This window comes from Cupriavidus alkaliphilus, from assembly GCF_014191175.1.
GTDB lineage: Bacteria > Pseudomonadota > Gammaproteobacteria > Burkholderiales > Burkholderiaceae > Cupriavidus > Cupriavidus alkaliphilus.
Window position 1 is genome coordinate 502046 of sequence record NZ_JACHWE010000003.1, and the last position, 21541, is coordinate 523586.

General features: G+C 62.4%; 18 protein-coding genes, 1 tRNA gene and 2 pseudogenes. 14 read left to right on the plus strand and 7 right to left on the minus strand.

Going from position 1 to position 21541, the window contains the following annotated elements:
- The first annotated feature begins 36 nt into the window (after positions 1 to 36).
- Positions 37 to 2448: an endopeptidase La gene (gene lon / locus FHX60_RS13940; protein WP_012352669.1), complete on the plus strand. Its 2412-nt coding sequence runs from the start codon at positions 37 to 39 to the stop codon at positions 2446 to 2448.
- 190 nt (positions 2449 to 2638) lie between these two features.
- Positions 2639 to 2714, plus strand: a tRNA-Val gene (locus FHX60_RS13945).
- Positions 2715 to 2769: 55 nt separating this feature from the next.
- On the opposite strand, the pseudogene FHX60_RS13950 reads toward FHX60_RS13945, so the two are convergent.
- Positions 2770 to 3991, minus strand: a pseudogene (locus tag FHX60_RS13950) (ISL3 family transposase).
- Between the two features lie 287 nt (positions 3992 to 4278).
- Here FHX60_RS13950 and FHX60_RS13955 point away from each other — a divergent pair.
- Positions 4279 to 4704, plus strand: a complete 426-nt coding sequence (locus FHX60_RS13955) for a DinB family protein (protein WP_375790538.1) — start codon at positions 4279 to 4281, stop codon at positions 4702 to 4704.
- 159 nt (positions 4705 to 4863) lie between these two features.
- Here FHX60_RS13955 and FHX60_RS13960 read toward each other — a convergent pair whose 3' ends face one another.
- The gene (locus FHX60_RS13960; RefSeq protein ID WP_183283687.1) at positions 4864 to 5961 is read right to left on the minus strand and encodes an enolase C-terminal domain-like protein; all 1098 of its coding nucleotides are present in this window, start codon (positions 5959 to 5961) and stop codon (positions 4864 to 4866) included.
- Between the two features lie 54 nt (positions 5962 to 6015).
- Positions 6016 to 6429 (minus strand): MarR family winged helix-turn-helix transcriptional regulator, encoded by a 414-nt coding sequence (locus FHX60_RS13965; RefSeq protein ID WP_183283688.1) that lies wholly within the window; start codon positions 6427 to 6429, stop codon positions 6016 to 6018.
- 511 nt (positions 6430 to 6940) lie between these two features.
- Between FHX60_RS13965 and FHX60_RS13970 the strand changes: the two genes are divergently transcribed.
- The 6 genes from FHX60_RS13970 to FHX60_RS13995 all read left to right on the plus strand — a co-directional run bounded on the left by FHX60_RS13970 (position 6941) and on the right by FHX60_RS13995 (position 13837).
- Entirely contained in the window at positions 6941 to 7789 is an 849-nt protein-coding gene (locus tag FHX60_RS13970; RefSeq protein ID WP_183283689.1) for an aromatic ring-hydroxylating oxygenase subunit alpha, read from the plus strand.
- The gene (locus tag FHX60_RS13975; protein ID WP_183283690.1) at positions 7683 to 9551 is read left to right on the plus strand and encodes a Rieske 2Fe-2S domain-containing protein; all 1869 of its coding nucleotides are present in this window, start codon (positions 7683 to 7685) and stop codon (positions 9549 to 9551) included. The genes FHX60_RS13970 and FHX60_RS13975 overlap by 107 nt, the downstream gene beginning before the upstream one ends.
- Before the next feature lie 10 nt (positions 9552 to 9561).
- Positions 9562 to 10206, plus strand: coding sequence for a glutathione S-transferase family protein (locus FHX60_RS13980; protein ID WP_116603061.1), 645 nt, complete (start codon positions 9562 to 9564; stop codon positions 10204 to 10206).
- A gap of 32 nt (positions 10207 to 10238) precedes the next feature.
- Complete coding sequence (locus FHX60_RS13985; RefSeq protein WP_183283691.1) at positions 10239 to 11606, plus strand: nucleobase:cation symporter-2 family protein; 1368 nt, start codon at positions 10239 to 10241, stop codon at positions 11604 to 11606.
- Between the two features lie 45 nt (positions 11607 to 11651).
- Positions 11652 to 12758 (plus strand): S-(hydroxymethyl)glutathione dehydrogenase/class III alcohol dehydrogenase, encoded by a 1107-nt coding sequence (locus FHX60_RS13990; protein WP_183283692.1) that lies wholly within the window; start codon positions 11652 to 11654, stop codon positions 12756 to 12758.
- A 62-nt stretch (positions 12759 to 12820) separates the two neighbouring features.
- Entirely contained in the window at positions 12821 to 13837 is a 1017-nt protein-coding gene (locus FHX60_RS13995) for a LysR family transcriptional regulator (RefSeq protein ID WP_183283693.1), read from the plus strand.
- 305 nt (positions 13838 to 14142) lie between these two features.
- Here FHX60_RS13995 and FHX60_RS14000 read toward each other — a convergent pair whose 3' ends face one another.
- Positions 14143 to 14499, minus strand: coding sequence for a VOC family protein (locus tag FHX60_RS14000; protein WP_183283694.1), 357 nt, complete (start codon positions 14497 to 14499; stop codon positions 14143 to 14145).
- 457 nt (positions 14500 to 14956) lie between these two features.
- On the opposite strand from FHX60_RS14000, the gene FHX60_RS14005 reads away from it, so the two are divergent.
- From FHX60_RS14005 to FHX60_RS27755, 3 genes and pseudogenes are all read left to right on the plus strand, one after another.
- Positions 14957 to 15562, plus strand: a complete 606-nt coding sequence (locus FHX60_RS14005) for a hypothetical protein (RefSeq protein ID WP_183283695.1) — start codon at positions 14957 to 14959, stop codon at positions 15560 to 15562.
- 376 nt (positions 15563 to 15938) lie between these two features.
- On the plus strand, positions 15939 to 16547 hold the full coding sequence (locus FHX60_RS14010; RefSeq protein ID WP_183283696.1) for a plasmid pRiA4b ORF-3 family protein: 609 nt from the start codon (positions 15939 to 15941) through the stop codon (positions 16545 to 16547).
- 36 nt (positions 16548 to 16583) lie between these two features.
- Positions 16584 to 17350, plus strand: a pseudogene (locus FHX60_RS27755) (ISKra4-like element ISBte1 family transposase); the annotation flags it as partial.
- A gap of 206 nt (positions 17351 to 17556) precedes the next feature.
- On the opposite strand, the gene FHX60_RS14020 reads toward FHX60_RS27755, so the two are convergent.
- The 3 genes from FHX60_RS14020 to FHX60_RS14030 form a co-directional block, all read right to left on the minus strand.
- Positions 17557 to 17826 (minus strand): Txe/YoeB family addiction module toxin, encoded by a 270-nt coding sequence (locus tag FHX60_RS14020; protein WP_183283698.1) that lies wholly within the window; start codon positions 17824 to 17826, stop codon positions 17557 to 17559.
- Entirely contained in the window at positions 17823 to 18086 is a 264-nt protein-coding gene (locus FHX60_RS14025) for a type II toxin-antitoxin system Phd/YefM family antitoxin (protein WP_183283699.1), read from the minus strand. Before FHX60_RS14025 ends, FHX60_RS14020 begins: the two co-directional genes overlap by 4 nt.
- Positions 18087 to 18659: 573 nt before the next feature.
- Positions 18660 to 19571 carry a LysR substrate-binding domain-containing protein gene (locus FHX60_RS14030; protein ID WP_112777391.1) on the minus strand — a complete coding sequence of 304 codons (912 nt, stop codon included), beginning with the start codon at positions 19569 to 19571 and terminating at the stop codon, positions 18660 to 18662.
- A gap of 317 nt (positions 19572 to 19888) precedes the next feature.
- On the opposite strand from FHX60_RS14030, the gene FHX60_RS14035 reads away from it, so the two are divergent.
- Positions 19889 to 20839 carry a ring-cleaving dioxygenase gene (locus tag FHX60_RS14035; RefSeq protein WP_183283700.1) on the plus strand — a complete coding sequence of 317 codons (951 nt, stop codon included), beginning with the start codon at positions 19889 to 19891 and terminating at the stop codon, positions 20837 to 20839.
- 17 nt (positions 20840 to 20856) lie between these two features.
- On the plus strand, positions 20857 to 21483 hold the full coding sequence (gene wrbA, locus FHX60_RS14040) for an NAD(P)H:quinone oxidoreductase (protein ID WP_183283701.1): 627 nt from the start codon (positions 20857 to 20859) through the stop codon (positions 21481 to 21483).
- Positions 21484 to 21541: the final 58 nt, after the last annotated feature.

Sequence of the window (21541 nt, forward strand, 5' to 3'; positions counted from 1 at the left end):
CAATTTACGCCTTAAATGACTGACTTGGGGAAAATGATGTCCGGAACACAACTCCTCCCGGCCGAGCCGATTCGCCTGCCACTGTTGCCGCTGCGCGACGTGGTGGTGTTTCCGCACATGGTGATCCCGCTGTTCGTGGGACGCCCAAAGTCCATCAAGGCGCTTGAGACTGCGATGGAGGCGGGCAAGAGCATCATGCTCGTGGCCCAGAAGACGGCGGCCAAGGACGAGCCGACCGCCGACGACCTGTACGAGGTCGGCTGCATCGCCAATATCCTGCAAATGCTGAAGCTGCCCGACGGTACCGTGAAGGTGCTGGTCGAGGGCACCCAGCGCGCAAATATCCGCGAGGTGAGCGAGGACGATTCGCACTTCATGTGCGAAGCCGTGCCCGTGCCGCCCGCACCTGGCGAAAGCGCCGAGACCGAGGCCCTGCGCCGCGCGATCGTGTCGCAGTTCGACCAGTACGTGAAGCTCAACAAGAAGATCCCGCCGGAGATCCTGACCTCGCTGTCGGGCATCGACGAGGCCGGGCGCCTGGCGGACACCATCGCCGCGCACCTGCCGATCAAGCTCGAGCAGAAGCAGAAGATCCTGGAGATGGTCAATGTGACCGAGCGCCTGGAAAGCCTGCTGTCGCAGCTCGAGGGCGAGATCGACATCCTGCAGGTCGAAAAGCGCATCCGTGGCCGCGTCAAGCGCCAGATGGAGAAGAGCCAGCGCGAGTACTACCTGAACGAGCAGGTCAAGGCCATCCAGAAGGAACTGGGCGAGGGCGAAGAAGGCGCCGACCTGGAAGAACTCGACAAGCGCATCAAGGCTGCGCGCATGCCGAAGGAAGCCAAGAAGAAGGCCGACGCCGAATTCAAGAAGCTCAAGCTGATGTCGCCGATGTCGGCCGAGGCCACCGTCGTGCGCAACTACATCGACACGCTGGTGAACCTGCCGTGGCGCAAGAAGAGCAAGGTCAACAACGACCTCGCCAACGCCGAGCGCGTGCTGGATGAAGACCACTACGGCCTCGAGAAGGTCAAGGAACGCATTCTCGAGTACCTCGCGGTGCAACAGCGCGTGGACAAGGTGAAGGCACCGATCCTCTGCCTGGTCGGGCCTCCCGGCGTGGGCAAGACCTCGCTCGGCCAGTCGGTGGCGCGCGCCACGAACCGCAAGTTCGTGCGCATGGCACTGGGTGGCGTGCGCGACGAAGCCGAGATCCGCGGCCACCGCCGTACCTACATCGGTTCGATGCCGGGCAAGATTCTGCAGAGCCTGTCCAAGGTCGGCGTGCGCAATCCGCTCTTCCTGCTCGATGAAATCGACAAGATGGGCATGGACTTCCGCGGCGATCCGTCGTCGGCGCTGCTCGAGGTGCTGGACCCGGAACAGAACCACACGTTCCAGGACCACTACATCGAGGTCGACTTCGACCTGTCCGACGTGATGTTCGTGGCGACCTCGAACTCGCTCAACATCCCGCCGCCGCTGCTCGACCGCATGGAAGTGATCCGCCTGTCGGGCTACACCGAGGACGAGAAGGTCAACATCGCCCAGCGCTACCTGCTGCCCAAGCAGATCAAGAACAATGGTCTGAAGGCAGGCGAGATCGAGGTCACCGAAAGCGCGATCCGCGACATCATCCGCTACTACACGCGGGAAGCGGGCGTGCGTTCGCTGGAACGCGAGGTGTCCAAGATCGCCCGCAAGGTGGTCAAGCTGCTGCTGCTGAAGAAGGAGTCGGGCACGATCAAGGTCGATTCCGAGAACCTGGACAAATTCCTGGGCGTGCGCAAGTACGACTTCGGCCTGGCCGGCAAGGAAAACCAGGTAGGCCAGGTGACCGGACTGGCGTGGACCGAGGTGGGCGGCGACCTGCTGACCATCGAAGCCGCGATCATGCCGGGCAAGGGCAACATCACCCGTACCGGTTCGCTGGGCGACGTGATGAAGGAGTCGGTCGAGGCTGCGCGCTCGGTGGTGCGTTCGCGGGCACGCCGCCTGGGCATCACGGATGAGATGTTCGAGAAGCGCGACATCCACATCCATGTGCCCGAAGGCGCCACGCCCAAGGACGGCCCGTCGGCCGGCGGTGCCATGACCACGGCGCTGGTGTCGGTGCTGACCGGCATCCCGGTGCGCGCGGATGTCGCCATGACCGGCGAGATCACGCTGCGTGGCGAGGTGCTGCCCATCGGCGGCCTCAAGGAAAAACTGCTGGCAGCCCACCGCGGCGGCATCAAGCTGGTGCTGATCCCCGAGGAAAACGTCAAGGACCTGGCCGAGATCCCGGACAACGTCAAGAACGCCATCGAGATCGTGCCGGTGCGCTGGATCGACAAGGTGCTGGAACTGGCGCTCGAGCGCAAGCCCGAGGCCCTGCCGGAAGAGGACGCCAAGCCCGCCGAGGTGGCCGACAAGGCCACGGCCAAGGTCGAGCGCCTGCATCACTGACGTCGGCTCAGCCGCATGACCAAAACGCCGCAGGGCAGCGATGCCCGGCGGCGTTTTTTTGTCCGCGCGGGCCTTGGCAAACCGAAATCACATGTATTAAACTTGCGCCCTCGCAACGCAAACCACGGCATCTGCCGCGAGGTGCGGAGCGTTCAGCAAGTGGCAGGCAGACAGCCTGCGACGGTCGAGCGGGTGCTTAGCTCAGTTGGTAGAGCGGCGCCCTTACAAGGCGTAGGTCGGGGGTTCGAGCCCCTCAGCACCCACCAGCGTTCGATCGATGAAATCAAGGACTTGGAGCGATCCAGGTCCTTTTTTTTTGGTTCATCGAGGAATGCCGGGGAAGGCTGCGCGGATCTTCAGGAAGAAGTATTCCTCGTCACGGTAACCGTAGGCCCTGCGCTTGATGACTTTGATGGTGTTGTTGATGCCCTCTACTACGCTGGTGTTCAGAGGATGCCGGCATCGGGCGAGGATGCCGTGCCAATAGCCTTGAAGGCGCTGGGCGAACAGCTCAAGAGCGGGAATTCGGCTTTGCCTTGCCTGTTCGCACCAATGCTCCCACGCTTTTTGCGCCCATCTTGGGCGGCGATAAAACCACAAGCGCTTGAGCTCATCTTTCAAGATGTAGACCCTCAGCAGCGGTCGATTGGCCTGCAGAACGTCGTTCAGATTCACGGTCTGAGCGTCGCTCAGGTTCTCCTTGTTGCGCAGTAGCAGCCACCGCATGGACTTCAGGACGTGTCGGGCAGGTCGGTCATGCCGTAGCTGATCGGCCTGATCGACCCGAACCCGATCGATGACCTCGCGTCCATATTTAGCAACAACATGGAACAGGTCGTAGACCACTTCCGCTTGCGGGCAGTGCTCCTTGATCTCCAGTTCGTAGGCCGTGGTCATGTCAATGGCCACCGCTTCGATCCGCTTTGCCGCGCCCGGTGGCAGTTGCTCGAAGAAGGCGCGCGCCGTCTCGCGCGATCGGCCCTGACCGATCCACAGCACTAGCCGCCCAATCGGATCGACTACCACGGTGGCATAGCGATGGCCTTTGTGCAGCGCGAATTCGTCCATAGCCAGGTAATGGATGCTGGACCAGTCCGGCTCGACGACTGCCTCGCGCAGTCGCGCTTTATCGATCGTTTTGACGGTATGCCAGCCCAGATCATAGAAAGCCGCCACCGCCTGCACCGTGCAACTACGCAGTAGCTGCCCGCAAGCCTGGCGCCAGCCGAGCTGTGACGCGTTGATAGCGCCCAAGCCACTCCAGCCGCTCCAGGCGCGGGCCACCGCATTGGTCGCACCACACCCGGCGCCTGGGGACATGCAGCACCACGCGGTACTCGAACAACGGAAGATCATGCACGCGCCGCACCACCGTCTCATGGACCTGCCGGCACTTCGAGCCGCATTCCTCGCGGTACATGACCTTGCTGACCGGTTTCAGGTACAGCGCCAGCGTACGGCTTTCCCCTTCAGGCCAAACTACCCGATCCAGCTTGTAGCCATCCCAGCAGCCCAACGCCTGTAGCGTCTTGCGAACTAGCATTCCGTTCCCCAACGGCCGTTTCAACGACCATTAGGATACGAAATGCGCCAAATCAGTCCACGGAATTCTTCGAAGAACCAATAAAAAACGGGTATCGGCTTATCGACCCGGCCAACGTTTGAAACAAGGAGTTATCCGCATGCCCGCGGTCTCACAGATCCAGCCATCCCCCGCAGCTGCCGTTGGCTCCGCGCCACTGGCTTCAGCCGCAGACACCTCGAAAATGCTGGTGCGTTACAAAGAATGGGCGAACGAGCTGACCTTCAGGAGCGTGATGGATCTGCCGGATGGCGAGGCTCTCCGGACGCGGCCCACGCGGTTTGGAAAACATGGTCCATACATTGAACCACCTGTACGTCGTGGACGACATCTTCAGGCATCCTCTGCAAGGCAGCAAACATGGCTATACCTCCCGCAACACCGATCACACACCGCCGGTGGGTGACCTGTGGCAAGCGGTTCAGGAGATGGACCGCTGGTATATCGACCTTGTCGACACCTGGTCAAATGAGGATATGGCCAAGTCCGTTCATTTCGAGTTTGTCGGCGGAGGAGTGGGTGTCATGACACAAGAGGAAATCGTGCTGCATCTCGTCAACCATGCCACCTATCACCGCGGCTTCGTCAGCGACATGATGTATCAAGTTCCCTGTACGCCCCCGTCAAATGATCTGCCTGTATTTCTCAGGGATTACTATCGCAAGGCTCGGTAAGCCTTCCTCGAGCGAAAGTTTCCACTGCAGATCATCCCATCTCTTCGGGCGATTTCTGACATCCAGGTTGACATCGACGAATACGACGCGCAGTTCGCCACCAACACGCGAGGGGTGTTATTGCGTCCAACTTCGCCGTCACGCGCCTCGCGGCCAGCGTTAGTCGTACTGAAACCGTTTCACCGCACCCTCGTCCCACTCGATGCCTGATCCGGGCCTGTCCGGCACCACCAGTTGTCCATCTGCAAGCGCAAAGGGCTCCTTCAGCACGGGATAGGCCCAGTCCTGCCATTCCAGCCAGTGCGCGGTTTCGGTGATGCGCATCAGGTGTGCGCAGACTTCCGGATACAAATGCGTGGAGAGAGGGATTCCCGCCGCCGAAGCGATCGGAGCAGACCGCAGCCACCCCGACACGCCGCCGATCCGCATCATGTCCAGCATCACGCAGTCACACGCCTCGGCCTGCACTGCCTTCAATAACTCGCGCGGACCATAGAAGTTCTCGCCTAGCTGGATCGGCGTCTTGATCTCGCGGGCCAGCTGCGCGTAGCCGCTGGTGTTGTTGTAGGCGAGGGGCTCCTCGAACCAGTACAGCCGCTCGTTGTCGAGGGCATGGCAGCGGCGCAGACCGTCATCAAACGACAAGCCCTGGTTGAAATCCACCATTAGCTTGATCTCGTCTCCAGCCGCCTCGCGCACCGCGTGAAGGGCATCGAGATCGTCTTGCAGCTTCTCGCGGCCCAGCCGGAGCTTCAGAGCGCTGAATGCTCCCTCTGCGACGAGCGAACTAGCTTCTTCGGCAAGGCCGTCCACGTGGCTCAACCACAGGCCGTTGCTGTTGTACGCCTGTACGTTGCCTACTGTTCCGCCAAGGAATGCAGCGAGAGGCAGGCCTGCAGCCTTGGCGAGCGCATCCCACGCGGCCATGTCGAGCCCTGCGATGGCGATCATCGTGATGCCTTCGTAGCCCAGCAGATGCGTTGAACCTCTGGCGCCCTGGAAGTCATCCAGCGGTGCGATCCGGTTACCGGCCCGTGATGCCGCAAGATCCCGGATCGCAGGCACGATGTACCTCGGCGCCTGCTTCAGATATGGCTCAAGATAACTGCGACCAACAATACCTTCCCGAGTGTGAAGGTCAACGAGGATCAGCGGCCACTGGTCGAATGCGCCGACCTTCGAAATGATGGGTCGCTTTAACGGAACGAGAACCGCACGGGCCTCAACGCTTTGGTAAGTGAGCGGTTCGAAATTCATGGCGGTCCCTCCCTGACGACCAGTACAACCCGCACGGCACCGGACAAGAACCTCTTATCGGAGCTCCTCGAGTCTGGCTAGCGCGTCGAACAGCACCGCAACGCCTTGTGCGCCGAGCGCATGCTCCACGCGTCGCTGCACCTGTTGCCAGAGCGGAGCCGCCTGCTCCAACAGCCGGCACGCCTGCGGCGACAGCGATACGGTGTGCTCCCGCAGGTCCTCACCCTCTGACAAGCGGACCAAGCCCTTGCGCTGAAGCACGCCGACGTTGCGCCCGAGCGTGGAGCGGTCTAGTGCCGTTTCCCCCGCCAGCTGGGTCAGGCTGGGCGTTCCTAGTCGCGCGATGGTCCGCAGTAGCGAAAACTGCGTGACCTTCAGGCCAAGGGGCAGCAGCGCGTCATCGTACACCTCGGTAAGGGCGCGGGCTGCCCGGCGGATCCTGGTGCAGGCGCAAGGCGTGTGGATCATGTCGATTGCGGGTATATACCCCCAATATAGTTCGTGCCGCGGCGGTTGCAATTGGGAGGCAGCGACTCCGTCGGCACGAACAGCAACTGCATCCGCCGCCCGGTCGCGTCATCGACAAACACCAGCAGCGTCCACGCCGGCGCCCGGTCCTGGAACGCGATTCGCTGAGTCGCCCGACGTGCTCCAAGCCGCGCGCCAATAGCGACCGGTCCACGACCAGACCACAAGCGATGCGAGCGCCGGCGCATTCGGCATAAGCCAGGATGGCGGCGGCATAAGCGGGATTGCTGTGGACAAGGCCGGCCAGCAGTGTGTGCTCGCGCTACAGGCTAGGCGTCTTCGCCACTCACGCGACGCCTGCGCTGCCTAGGCGTTTCCCGGCCGGATTTCCAATGACGATCTTTCATACCTGCTATGAACCTCGTCATTTGATCGATATCAACGCCAAACGTATCGTTCCTTCCCAGACCTCAAACATGAAATCCGCGTCGGAACAGGAGGAGCAATGCGCATGGAGATCGAAGCGACAATCCGGGATGCGTGGTACCCGGTAGCGGTCGTGGAAGACCTGAAGGAGGGGGTTCGTTACCATACCCGGCTGCTGGGACAGGACATCGAATATGGCCGCGACAAGGAAGGCAGGTTTTCCGCGCGCCGTGAAGGGGGCGACGCATGCCGCGTGCAAACCTGCTATCACACGCATTGGGTGTCGCTCGGCGAGCCGGCCGAAGCGTTCTTTGCCGTGCCTGAGTTCAGCGAGCCTGACCGCCGCATCCTCGGGGCCGGCTCCATGCGCGTCCATGTCTCGGGTCTGCGCGCGATTGAGAATTTCCTGGACATGGCGCACTTTCCCTACGTCCATACCGGCTACCTGGGCGAAGAGCCACACACCGATGTGGCGCCGTACTCCGTCGAGTTCGACCGCGACACCGACGAGATCTATGCACGTGAATGCCGGTTCTATCAGCCAAGGGCGGCATCGGCTTCGACCGCCGGCATCGATACGGACTACATCTATCGCGTTGCCAGCCCGTTTGTTGCCATCCTCTACAAGACCTCGCCGCCGCAGCCGACCCGGCGCGACGTGATCTGCCTGTTCGTGCAGCCCGTCGAAGAAGATTGGTGCATCGCGCACACCGTGCTGGCTTACCTGGATGACACCTCGAGCGACCAGGACCTCCGACAGTTCCAGCAGACGATCTTCGGTCAGGACCTGATGATCTTGTCCAACCATATGCCGCGCACCCTGCCGCTTGGCATCCGGCTCGAAGTCCCGACGCGCGCCGACGCGATGTCAGCCGCCTATCGGCGCTGGCTGCTGCAGAAGGGCATCTCGTACGGCACCTATCAAGCTCACTGACCACGCCACGCATATGGAAAACGCAATGAACACGCGCGAGCACCGCTGGTACCCGGTGGCGCGCGCCGACGACCTGCCCATGCGCCATGTCTTCCAGGGTCAGTTGCATGGCATCGAACTGGCGTTGTGGCGCGCCGACGACGGCACGGTGAACGCCTGGGAGAACCGGTGTCCGCACCGCAGCGTGCGCTTCTCACTGGGCGCCAATACCGGAGAAAAGCTGCGCTGCCAGTATCACGGCTGGCAATACCGCAGCGGGGACGGCCGCTGCACGCATATTCCCGCGGCTAGCAGCGCCACGCCGCCGGCAAGCCTGTGCGCCAGGACCTTCGCCGCGGCCGAAGCCGGCGGCTACGTCTGGGTCAACCTGGCAGCCGATGCAGCGGCCCCGTTCGCCACGGCCGGCAGAGCGCTGCCGCTGGCGCTGCGCAGCCAGGTCTTCCATGCGGGCATCGATGCGGTTGCCGACGCGCTGGCACGCTACGCCGGCTACGATGACAGTGCCGTGCCTGGCTCTGCCACGCTGGTCCGCCGTGACAACGAAGTTGCCCAGATCGACCTGTCATGGCGCGCCGGGGCGCACGAACGGCAAGTCCGGTTCTGGCTGCAGCCCGCCGACACCGGCAAGACCATCGTGCACAGCACGGCCAGCGGGTGCGGCATGGCACCGGAAGCCGCCTTGCGCTGGCACAACCGGATGCTGACGGCGCTGCGCCGCGATGTCGAACACAACGCGGCGCGAGCCGGCGGCACGGGCGCCGCCGCATCCATTGCACAGCCACGCATCATTGCCGTCGTGCCAAGGCCGGCCGCAGTGCCCTCCAACACGCACGCGGTCACCGTTGCGGCGCGCTGGATGACCGCGCAAGACATCGTGGCTTTCAGGCTGGCACCGTCGGCCGGGTTCCCGCTCGCCTTCGAGCCCGGCGCGCATATCGACGTGCATACGCCCGCCGGACCGGTACGGCAATACTCCCTGGTCAACGCGCCTGGCGAGCGCGACAGCCTAGTGATCGGGGTCAAGCTCGAGCCCCAGTCACGGGGCGGGTCGCGTTCGATGCATGAGGCGCTGCAGGTCGGCGACCGGCTGGCCGTGTCCGCACCGAAGAACAACTTCCGGCTGGCCCCGGCCGCGGGCGGCCTGCTCATCGCCGGAGGGATAGGCATCACGCCGATCCTGGCAATGGCCGCGTCCCTGCAGGCCGCGCGACTGCCCTATGCGCTGCACTATTTCACGCGGGGCGAGGCGCATGTCGCCTTCGGCGAGCGCCTGGCCGGGCTCGACCACCTGCAGCGCCATATGGACCTGACCGCGCAAGCCACGCGCGAAGCGGTTGAGCGGGCGCTGCAGACCACCCCGGACGATTGCCACATCTACGTCTGTGGCCCGCGCCCGCTGATCGATCTGGTGCGGGAAAGGGCGGCTATGCGGGGTATCGCCGAGGCACGCGTCCATGCCGAACTGTTCGCCAACGACGTCTCGCACCACGCCGACCAGCCATTCCGCGTCCGCCTCGGCAAGCGTGGCACGGAGTTCCTCGTGCCGGCCGGCGTCACCCTGGCCGAGGCACTGAAGGCGCAAGGCATTGCGCTGGATACCTCATGCGAGCAGGGCGTCTGCGGCACCTGCCTGACCGATGTGGTCGACGGCGAACCGGAGCACCGCGACGTTTACCTCAGCGCCGCCGAAAGGCAGAGCAACCGCTGCCTGCTGCCGTGCGTTTCGCGCAGCCGCTCCGGACTTCTGGTCCTCGATCTGTAGGGAGTTGCCGATGATTACCCTTTACGACTATGAGCTGTCCGGCAACTGCTACAAGTTGCGCCTCTTCATGAATATCCTGGGCCTGGAATACCGGAAGCAGAACGTCGAGTTTTTTCCCGGCCAGGAGCACAAGGGCGATGCCTTCCTGGCATTGAACCCCCTCGGCCAGTTGCCGGTGCTGGACGACGACGGTTTCGTCCTGCGCGACGCGCAGGCGATCCTAGGCTATCTCGCGTCGCGCTACGACGCGACGCGCAGCTGGTATCCCACCGACGATCCGAAGCGGCTGGCCGAGGTCAATATGTGGCTTGCGTTTGCGGATGCGATCACCGGCACAGCATCGGCGGCGCGGCTGCACGACTTGTTGCGCTATGCGCTCGATGCAGACAAGGCGCGCGCTGGCGCGCATGCGTTGTTCCGCGTGCTGGACGAGCAGCTCTGGTTTTCCGAGCGCGAGCACGCCGGCTGGATCTGCAGCGGCGAGCGCCCGACCGTGGCCGACATCGCCTGCTTTCCGTATGTTGCGCTGTCCGACGAGGGCGGGATCCCGCTGATCGACTATCCCGCGCTGCGCCGGTGGACCGACCGGGTCAGGCGCATGCCCGGCTTCATCGTGATGTCGGGCATCTTCGCCGCGTCCGCGCCGGCGCCATAGAGACAAAAAAACCATATTCCGGAGGAGACACCATGAAAGCCAAGCGCTATATCCCCGCCGACTCGCGTGCCGCGGTCGATGAAGTCCTCCCGGCCGGCCGCCTGACCGTGCTCGGCATGCAGCATGTGATGGTCATGTATGCCGGCGCGGTCGCGGTGCCGCTGATCATCGGTATGGCCTTGAAACTGCCAAAGGAGCAGGTCGCCTACCTGATCAGCGTGGACCTGTTCGTTTCCGGGCTGATCACGCTGGTCCAGGCCGTCGGCACCCGCTGGTTCGGCGTCCGGCTGCCGATCATGATGGGGGTGTCGTTTACCGGCGTGGGACCGATGATCGCCATCGGCGCCAACCCCGAACTGGGCCTGCTCGGCATATACGGCTCGATGATCTGCTCGGGCCTGCTCGGCATTGCCATCGCGCCGCTGATGGCGAAAGGGCTGCGCTTCTTCCCGCCGGTGGTGATCGGCACGGAGATCCTCGTGGTCGGCCTATGCCTGATGGTGGTCAGTGCGGAATGGGCCGCCGGCGGAACGGGCCATCCGGAGTTCGGCAGCCCGAAACTGATTGGCATGTCCTTCCTGGTGCTCGCCTTCATCCTGGCCCTGACCAAGTACTTCAACGGCTTCATCCGCAACATCGCGGTCCTGCTGGGCATCGTGTTCGGCATGGGCGTGGCCACCGTCAACGGCTCGATCGATTTTTCGCCGGTCGGCGAAGCTGCGTGGTTCGGGCTGGTGCTGCCATTCCATTTCGGCATGCCGAAGTTCGACTTCTGGGCCATCGTTGCCATGTCCATCGTCATGCTGGTGACGTTCATCGAGGCGACCGGCATGTTTGTCGCGGTCGGCGAGATCGTCAGCAAGCCTGTCGACGAAGCCGCGATGGTCAAAGGTTTCCGGGCAGACGGACTGGGCACGCTGCTCGGCGCGGTCTTCAATATCTTTCCCTACACCTCATACGCCGAGAACGTCGGGCTGGTCAGCATCACCGGCGTGCGCAGCCGCTGGGTCTGCGCCATGGGCGGGGTGATCCTGATGGCGCTGGGCCTGTTCCCGAAGATGTCGGCGCTGGTCGCGCTGGTGCCCGCATACGTGCTGGGTGGCGCGGGGCTGATCATGTTCGGCATGATCACCGCCTGCGGCGTCCGGATGCTGGCTGCCGTCGACTATGACAACAACCCGTTCAATGCCTACATCATCGCCATCAGCGTGAGCATCGGCATGCTGCCGGTGGTGAAGCCTGAATTCTTCGCCAAATTCCCCGCGCAACTGGCACCGCTTCTGCATAGCAGCATCCTGCTGGCCGCGCTCGCCGCGGTCTTGCTGAACCTCTTCTTCAACGTACTGGGCGGATCCCGGCAGGAGCAGCTGGCTGCTTCCTTGCCGGAAGGCTCGCGCTGATAGCGGATCCGCCGTCCCATTACCCACTTGCGTGCAAGGACTGCAATGAAAACCAAAGCTGCTGTTGCGTGGCAGGCAGGCGCTCCCCTGACCATCGAAACCGTCGACCTCGCCGGGCCATGCGAGGGCGAAGTGCTGGTCGAACTGAAAGCCACCGGCATCTGCCACACCGACTACTACACGCTCTCCGGTGCCGATCCGGAGGGCATCTTCCCCGCCATCCTCGGACATGAGGGCGCCGGCGTTGTCGTCGACGCCGGGCCAGGCGTCAAGAGCCTGAAACGCGGCGACCATGTGATTCCGCTATACACGCCGGAATGCCGCGGATGCAAGTTCTGCCTGTCGAAGAAGACCAACCTGTGCCAGGCGATCCGCGCGACCCAGGGGCGCGGGCTGATGCCGGACGAAACCAGCCGCTTCAGTGCCGGCGGCCGTCCCATCTATCACTACATGGGCACGTCGACGTTCTCGAACTACACCGTGGTTCCCGAGATCGCGCTGGCGAAAATCCGCGAAGACGCCCCATTCGACACAGTCTGCTATATCGGCTGCGGGGTCACCACCGGGCTGGGTGCCGTGATATTCACCGCCAGGGTCGAGGCCGGGGCAAATGTCGTGGTGTTCGGCCTGGGCGGCATCGGGCTCAACGTCATCCAGGGCGCGCGGCTGGTCGGCGCCGGCAAGATCATCGGCGTCGACATCAATCCGGCGCGGGAAGCCATTGCGCGGCAGTATGGGATGACCGATTTCATCAATCCGAAAGCGGTCGACAATGTCGTCGACCACATCATCCAGCTCACCGACGGCGGCGCCGATTACGCGTTCGAATGCATCGGCAATACGCAGGTCATGCGCCAGGCGCTCGAATGCTGCCACAAGGGGTGGGGGCAGTGCATCCTGATCGGCGTCGCGGCGGCGGGCGAGGAGATCCGCACCCGGCCGTTCCAGCTGGTCACTGGCCGGGTATGGAAAGGGTCGGCGTTCGGCGGCGCGCGGGGCCGCACCGATGTCCCGAAGATTGTCGACTGGTACATGGAAAACAAGATCCGCATTGACGACATGATCACGCATCGGCTTACCCTGGACGAGATCAACCGGGGCTTCGACCTGATGAAGCGGGGCGAATCCATCCGCTCCGTCGTCCTCTATTAGCCCCGCGCTGGACATGCCGCGGGCAGCGCCAGCCGGGGCGCTGCCCGACCAGCGGCTACAATTTGGTCTCCACCCACATTGAAGCGCATCTGCGCCGCCATGCAGCCATGGCCGGCGGCGGAGATGCCGGAGAACGTTTGCATAACGTCGATCTGAAGTCCCTGCAAGTCTTCGCGTCGCTGGTCAAGGAGTGCAACGTCACCAAGGCGGCGGTGGAGCTGAACATGACCCAGTCGGCCGTCAGTCATACGCTGGCGAGGCTGCGGGACCTGTTTCATGACCCGTTGTTCGTGTCGATGGGCCGCGGCCTGGTGCCGACCGCGCGTGCGCTCGAACTGGCCGAGCCCTTGCAGCGCGCGCTCGACGCGCTCGAGACGCTGGTGCGGCCGGCGGAGGGCTTCGATGCCGCAAGCTTCACCGGCACATTCCGCATCGCAACCAGCGACTACATCGGCTTTATCCTGCTGCCGCTGCTGATCCAGCGCCTGACCGCGGCCGCGCCGGGGATCGACCTGGACATCCGGCCGCTCAAGCCGCAGGACGATCTCGCCGCACTGAAGGACGGCACGATCGACCTGGTGCTGTGGAACGAGGAAAGCGCGCCACCGAACTTCTACGTGCGCGAGCTGTTCTCGGACCGGCTGAAGGCCATGGCGCGCATCGGACATCCGGAGATTAAAGGCAGCCTGTCGCTCGAACAGTTCTGCCAGGGCAAGCACCTGCGCGCCAGCAGCACCTACGGCGCGGTGAAGGAGGCCGTCAACGGACTCTATGGAACGCTTGGGATCCGCGCACCGGCCTCCCTGACCATGCCGCATTTCCTGCTGGCGCCGCTGCTGGTGTCGCAGTCTGACCTGATCGGCCTGATCGCGGAACTGACTGCCCGGCGTCTCGGCAGCGCCGTTCCCTTGCAAGTGCTCGAACCGCCCGTCGAAGTCGGCGGCTTCACCGTTTCGCTGGTATGGCATGGCCGCCGGCATGCCGATCCGGCACACCGCTGGCTGCGCGGCGAGATTGCAGCGGTTGCCGAAGACATCCGGCGGGACCAGGCCCTCGCGGCAGCGTCGAGGACGGACTGACCGGCTTCACGCTTGCCGGGTTGCTCCGCGGATTTCATCGAGCCCACTGGTTATTTGAAGCAATTGGCGAACAGCATCGGATCGTCTCCCGCCCACGCTCGCAAACAATGAGAGCAAGCCGTCAAGGCGAAGCGCTAAAGGAACTCGCGCTCAAGGTTCGCGGGACTGGGACCCCTACACGAGACGATATCGCCACGGCGCAAGTGTCGGCGTCTCTCGTCGTCTCCGGCCGAAGGTGATGAGCGTGGGAAGAGAGGGTGAGTCACCACGCCGGTGCCGGCGCGTGAGTCAGCGAAGCCGTTTGCTTACTCCACCAGCAGCCTAGCAAAACTCAGCTCATGGCCGTCAGGATCGCTGATATGGAAGTACCGCTCGCCCCACTCGGCATCGCGCGGGGCGGCCTCGGGACGCAGGCCGTGTCCGAGCGCCCGTTGGTGGATGGCGTCGACATCGTCGACATGGAAGATGATGCGTCCCCACCACGACCATTGCCGGCTGGCAGGCTGCGCAATCAGGTTGAGATACCCCGTGCCCGCATGGAAGCTGGTGAATTCCGCATCAGCGCCTCCATAGCGGAGCTGGAATCCGAGCGCCTGGTAGAAGGCAACGGCTCGTGACATGTCGTGGGTGGCGAGTGTCACGGCATTGATCGAGGAAATCATTGCAGGCGTCCATAGTGATACTGCAGAACCTCAATCGCTTGGTCACGGCCCGATTGCCCTGTCCGAGGATGTTAGACCACTACATCGTAGACCCTATTAAGTCTGTCACCGTTGCGGCCGTAAATGTGTCAACACGCCAGGAGCGTCCGGCCCAGGTTCCTTCCGGGCCCCGACTGAAGGCAGAGATCGGCCAGTTCCGGTCCCTGGGCGGGCTTGCGAAGCCGAGGTCGGCGGTCGTGAGGGGCGCTGTGTGGTATCCCTTTGATTTCGATGCAATATACCGGGATAGTCCCCCCAAGCAATCATGCGGGTTTCCGGCCGGAGCTCACAAGAAATTCTCGTCAAATCAAAACTTGCTGACTGGGTCATTCCCTGAATCCGCAGATGTACCGATCGCGACTCGGGATTCCGGCGGGGTCTTATTCAGGCTTTAAATCGTTCAGGCGTCAGATAGAGTATGGAAACCATTGTGAAACTGGCATCCGTTGCCGCTGGGATCTTCACGCTGGCAAAGGTATTCTTCGAAATCACCAGTATTAGAAGGGTGGGTGCACGCGAGGAATACAAGTTTGCCAAGGAATTTCTTTCCGATGTGGCGACGGGCGCGATTCATCCGTTCGCAAAGGAGAAGGGATACCTGGCGATATCGGGGGATCGAGGGCTCAAAAGCAGTGAAGTGGAGTATCTGCTTTCGCTGCATGAGCCAGAGAAGGCGCTTCAATTTTACGTGTTGGGTCGCGCCTATTTGAAACACCTGCCCCATCAGGGTAATCTGCAGATCGATTTCGCACCGAAGTATCAGCGCAAACGGTCCAGGACGATAAGGATATATTTCTACACGTTCGTCTACGGCACCCTTGTATTTACCGCCACGACGCCTTTGATCTTCTCGCGATACATTTCGTCAAACATCGGCAACATCTTAGCCCTGTTTGCTATTCTGGCCTCGACGCTGTTCCCGATTGGAATTCTCGCGTTAAGAGAGGCGATCAAAATCCACCGTGCTGGGCTGCTTGTTAGGAACCAAAGTCGGCATACGAAGGCCATCATTGTGGGGCCGTAGTCACGGCGAAATGGTCGGCCAATGGAGCGACCGGTCGCACGGGTTCTCCAGTCCTCGGCGATACCTACTCGCCGTGCGAGCATCGCTAGACGGAAGGTGGCACGACGTGTTGAGTTAGGGTAGCTCTGTCCTAACACGCCTCAAGTGGCATCCGTTTGCTGCATGATCAGCAACCCATGGTGATGGGGGAAATCGTCTATCGCCGCGTTGATCAGGGAGATGCGGCTTATCTCTGGGCCGTCCCCGCCCTGACGGATCGCACGGAGCGCCGCAAACCACAGGGAACGGCCGTTCCGCCGGTAAGGAGACCGCGGCAAAACGGGGGCTGACGATTGGACCTCTGCTGAGAGGCTAATGAGGCACCTACAATGCCTGCATGGCTTCCGAATCTGGGCCGGCTATCTCCGTCCTTCAACTTCGAATTGCTCTGCGCGGCCTGAGCCCGCCGGTTTGGCGACGTGTCCTCGTGCCCGAGCACTTGAGGCTCGGGCTATTGCACAAAGTTATCCAGGTCGCCATGGGCTGGGCCGATGAACATTTGCACACGTTCAGTATTCGTGGCAGGCGTTACGGCGAAGCTCATGAAGGGGTCTTGCAGTTCTACACAGTCGCCAGCGAACTGCCGCTGACCGCGTTTCATCTCCGAGAACACGAAGGCTTCGTCTATGTGTATGACTTCAACGCGTGGTGGCGCCAGGAGATACGCATGGAGCGGCGTATGCTGCGGCAACAACCTGGCCAGTTGCCCCGTTGCGTGGCGGGTTACGGGCCATGCCCGCCCGAGGACATTGGCGGAATCGAGAGGTATCTGGAGGCTAGGAACGAACACAGCGAATATGAGTTCGTCGATTGGATCGAGTCGCTGCGCGAAGGGCCAATCGTGCTGGAAGACCCGCGCGACGAGGTCGATAGGTGGCTGATTCGGCTGGATCGTCGCTTTGATCGTCGGATCGTTAATGATCGGTTGCGAGAGCTCGATGCGTAGACTGGTCGCTGCAGCTTCCAAGGGAGGAAAGCGGCCATGCGTATTAGCTTGCAACTCGTAGTGCAGGACGATGGAGGCGCGCCAGCCACCGTCACCGAAATTGCTCAGTTCGAGAGAGACGGCCTTGATGTGGGCTCGCTGGGCCTGCATCTGGATGAGGCAAAATCATTGCTGGGTCGGCTGCAGCGCACGATGGTCACGGCACAGGTTGCCGAGGCAGTTGCCCGGACCAGCGTCTGTCCCACGTGCGGGGCGCAGCTGGCTTGCAAGGGCCACCATCACTTGGTTTTCCGTAGCGCGTTCGGACGGCTGTCGATTGACAGTCTGAGGCTGTACCGCTGCCGGCAGTGCCAGGGCGACGCCCCCACCTTCAGCCCAGTCGCCCGATGTCTGCCTGAGCGGGGTCAGTTTAGAACTGCAGTATCTCGAGGTGAAGTTTGCAGCGTTGATGTCGTATGGTCTGACCGTCAACGTACTGCGGAAAGTATTGCCACTCGATCACGTCGATCCGGCGCCAGGTCACCATGCTCGGTCGACGGCTGGAAGCGGAGCAGGCCACCGATGCCCCGCAGCAGGCGGCGGTGGCGGCCAGCGTTCGCTCGCCCGAGATCCCGGAGCCCAGTCCGATTCGTGCGGTCGGCATTGACGGCGGCTTTCTTCGGCGGGCTGGATATCGGCGCCGCCAGGACGGCTGGTTTGAGGTGATCGTCGGGAAGTCCTTGCGGGATCAGGACGGCGGCCATGGTTTTGCCTACGTGCACAAACTGGAGCGCCGACCGGCCGATCGTATGTGGAATTTCCTGTACTTTGCGTGCGAAAACTGGCGGTAGCCGCTCTTGGTCCGGCTCCCGGTAAGGCTTTTCGGCCATGAAGGATTCATTCTGGCAGCAGCTTTCCAACTACTTGATTCAAAAAGCCCGCTGCGAGCGCGGGCTGGAATCCCTTCGGTGAAAGGGAGGAGACGGGAGTGAGTATGAACCCTAGCAGCACCGTCAGGCGGTTATAGCGCTTACTTGTCGCCATAGTGAAGCCGACAAGCGATGATGGTCAGTTCATCGTCGTTGGCGAAATACACCAGGCGGTTGATGTCGTCGATGCGCCGCGACCAGTAGCCCGACAGGTTGCCTTTCAGCGGCTCGGGCTTGCCAAGCCCATCGAACGGTTCGCGTTGGGCGTCCTGGATTAGGGCGTTGATGCGCTTGAGCGTTTTCTTGTCTTGGCCCTGCCAATAGACATAGTCTTCCCAAGCATCGGCCATAAAGGTCAGCTGGCGCTTCATTCAGCGTCCGGGTCGATCAGTTCGTGCTTCTCCGCCATGCCAGCGCGGTGCTGCTGGATCGAACGCAGCAGGCGCGCGGCGTTAGCCGGCGAGCTGAGCAGGTGCATCGTTTCCATCCAGCTGTCGTACTGCTCTTGCGACATGATGACCACATTCGGTGCGTCGCGGCGCGTGATGAGCACCGCGTCGTGGTCGTCAATGGCTTGGTCCATGACTGCCTTTAGATTGCTGCGCGCGTCGGAGAAATGGATGGTACGCATACTGCACTCCTCAGGTAACTGGTACTATTAATTGTACAAGTATAGCAGATCTGCGTGCAGGAAGAGTTGGGGGACACATGGCTGTGTAGCCCAGTCCGTATGGGCAGGGAAAGGCCGCGTTGAGGAATAGACATGCACCAGCATGTGGAACCACAACGCGGCTTGCCTCTTCAATACGACTAGCACAGTGAAGTTGGTTGGTGTTGTAACTCTTTGATTTTAAAAGAGATTATATCCCCTTACAAGGCGTAGGTCGGGGGTTCGAGCCCCTCAGCACCCACCAGCGTTCGATCGATGAAATCAAGGACTTGGAGCGATCCAGGTCCTTTTTTTTTGGTTCATCGAGGAATGCCGGGGAAGGCTGCGCGGATCTTGAGGAAGAAGTATTCCTCGTCGCGATAGCGTAGCCCCGGCGCGGCGCCTGAAGGCAACCGTGCCGCCCGTGCCGGCCGCCGAGGCGGCGCATGGCATGCTGCCGGCTGCTCTGACCTGAGGACATCGCAACGAGGTAGAACCTTGTTTGTGCCATTTTCCGGTGATGGGATCGCTCAAATGAGCCGGCGCGCCGAAGGCTCAGTTGTGGTCAAACGCCGTCACCTTCGGTAGCACCACGGCGAGATAGTCCACGAGCGTGCGGACCGCTGGAAGCAGGCCCGTGCGATAGGGGATGAGGGCGGTGATACGAGCGTCCGCCGCAATCCAATCCGGCAATATCTGCCTGAGCGAGCCGGCCGTTAGCTCCGCCTGACAAGCGTACACCGGCAGCGCGGCGACCCCCACGTTCGCACACGCCGCCTCTTTCAGCGAGATCAGGCTGTTGCTGAGGAATCTCGGTTCAAACTGCACCGTGGCCACGCGCTTGTCCGGGCCCAGCAATTGCCATGGCGACGCGCCCTTGCCGGCCATGGCAAGGATGGCGTGAGATCCCAGCGCCGCGGGTTCTGCCGGCACTGACGTTCGCTCGAGATAGTCCGGGCCTGCGAAGAGATACCACGGCGTCCTGGCCAAGGGATGCTGAACCAGGTTGGAGTCCTGCAGCTGGCCGACATGGCCTCTGATGGCCAGATCGAAGCCCTCGCCGACGATGTCCACGACCCTGTCCGTGGCAGTTTCTTCGATCCTTACTTTGGGGTGGTCGGAGAGAAAGGTCGGCAAGACATGGCGCAGCGCGAACTGGGCAATGTCCGTTGCCGTCGTCACGCGGATCACGCCGCTCGGCTCTGCCAGCCGCTGACGCATCGCTTCCTCGGCAAGCTCGGCGCTGCGCATCAGCGCCATGGCGTACTGGTAGAACTCCTGCCCCACCTCCGTTACCGCGAACTGGCGCGACGTCCGGTTGATCAGTCGCACGCCCAGCGAGGCTTCCAGTTCCTTTACGCGGTGACTCAGCGTGGACTTCGGAAGCCGGAGGGCTTCCCCGGCCGCGGTGAATCCGCCACGGTCGACCACCTGCACAAAGTAATAAACGTCCTTTAGGTCGAGCATTTCATGGAGGCTTGCCGGCCATTCCCATGGGGGCGGCGATGGTCAAGAAGCGAGTGGGTGACGGATCATACTCCACGCCCGCAGCTCGCTGCCACCCGGGCAAGCCCTTGGCGCATCGCCGCGTTTGTGGCGGCCGCCGGGTCCAATTTTTCCTGCCCGGCGGAACGCTCCGCGTCTCGACAGGGCGCCATTGTCCAAGTTTGCCGAACCCTGCGTACAACCCCTGACGGCTGCCCAAGCGGAATCTGCCGTCATAAGCTGTTGCGCAGGAGCGGCTGTGCGCTGTTTCCACATCCCTATTTAATCTGGAGAGGACAATGACAATGCTCAAGGGATTTCATCACCTGACTGCCGGCGTGCGGCACGCGCAGGAGGATGTCGATTTCTACGTCAAGCTGCTCGGGCAGAGCCTCGTGAAAAAGACCGTGCTGCTCGACGGCGAGGATCCCATCTACCACCTGTACTACGGCAACGCGAGTGGCGATCCGGGGACGCTGGTGACGTCGTTTCCGTTCCGCCAGCGGGGGGTCATGGCACGCCAGGGATCGGGCCAGGTGCGCGTCATCAACTACTCGGTGCCCAAGGGCTCGCTCGAGTTCTGGCGTAGCCGCTTCGACGCCATGAACGTGCCGTATGACAGCGAGATCGTCGAGCGCTTCGGCGAGCGTCGCCAGCGGTTCGAACATCCGTGTGGCATCGAGTTCGATCTCGTCGAAACGGATCTCGACCCGCGTCCGGCTTGCGTCGCAAGCGATATCCCCGCCATCCATGCCATCCGCGGCGTGCACAGCATCACCCTGTCGCTGCGCGATGTCGCTGAATCCATCCGCTTTATGAGCGAAGCGATTGGCTTCCGAAACGTCGGCCAGGCGGGGCCGTACTACCGCTTTGAGACGTACACCGGCGGCCCCGGCAAGGTCGTCGAGTTCCTGCATGAGCCAGACCGGCACCAGGGCTCGTCGATCTACGGCGAAGGGACGATCCACCATGTAGCCTTCGCCGTCGACAACGTCGAACAGCAGGCGATCCTGAAGGAAAAGCTGTTTGCGCTGGGCTACATCGACACTTCCGAGTCGGTGCACCGCAACTACTTCCGCTCGATGTACTTCAAGATGCCCGGCGGCGTGATGTTCGAGGCCGCCACCACCGACATCGGCTTCGCTGTCGATGAAGCGCCCGGCCATTTCGGCGAAGAGTTCCAGCTCCCGCCGTGGCTGGTGGATCGCAAGGACGAACTGCTGGGCCGGCTCGAGCCCATTTCTGCATGAGGTTGCCGGAGATCGATATGCGCAAGCCAAAAGTACTGATCGTCTTCTATTCACGGAACAGCTCTACCGAGCTGCTCGCCAAGGCTGTCGCCGAGGGCGCCCTCGAGGCTGGCGCCGAACTGCGCATTCGGCGTGTGCGGGAATTCGTTGGCCCCGATGTCATGCGGCAGGCACCGGGCTGGCTCGAGAACGCCACGGAGATGAACGCGAAATATGAGGCGCCGACCGAAGCCGATGCCGAGTGGGCCGACGCGATCGTGTTCGGCACGCCGACGCGGTTCGGGACGATCTCGGCCGAACTCAAATCGTATATCGACGGGCTCGGCGGCCTCTGGTTCGCGGGCAAGCTCAACGGCAAGGTGGGCTCGGTGTTCGGCACGACGTCCTCGCGCCACGGCGGTAATGAAGCCACGCTGCTGGCGGCCTATACGCCCATGGCGCACCTTGGCCTGATCATCGTTCCGCTGGGCTATGCCGACGCGGCGATGTTCAAGGCTGGCACCCCGTACGGCGCAACTCACGTCTCGCACCGTGACACCGTGAAGCCCGACGGCGATCACCTCGACGTTGCACGATACCAGGGCCGCAGGGTGACGACTGTTGCCCGCGCCCTGCACGTCCAGCCGGAGCCGGTAGCAGCCTGAACGTAGAGCTTGGGCGCAAGAAAGGGCGGAGACTCGCAGTCTCCGCCCTTTTTCTTCA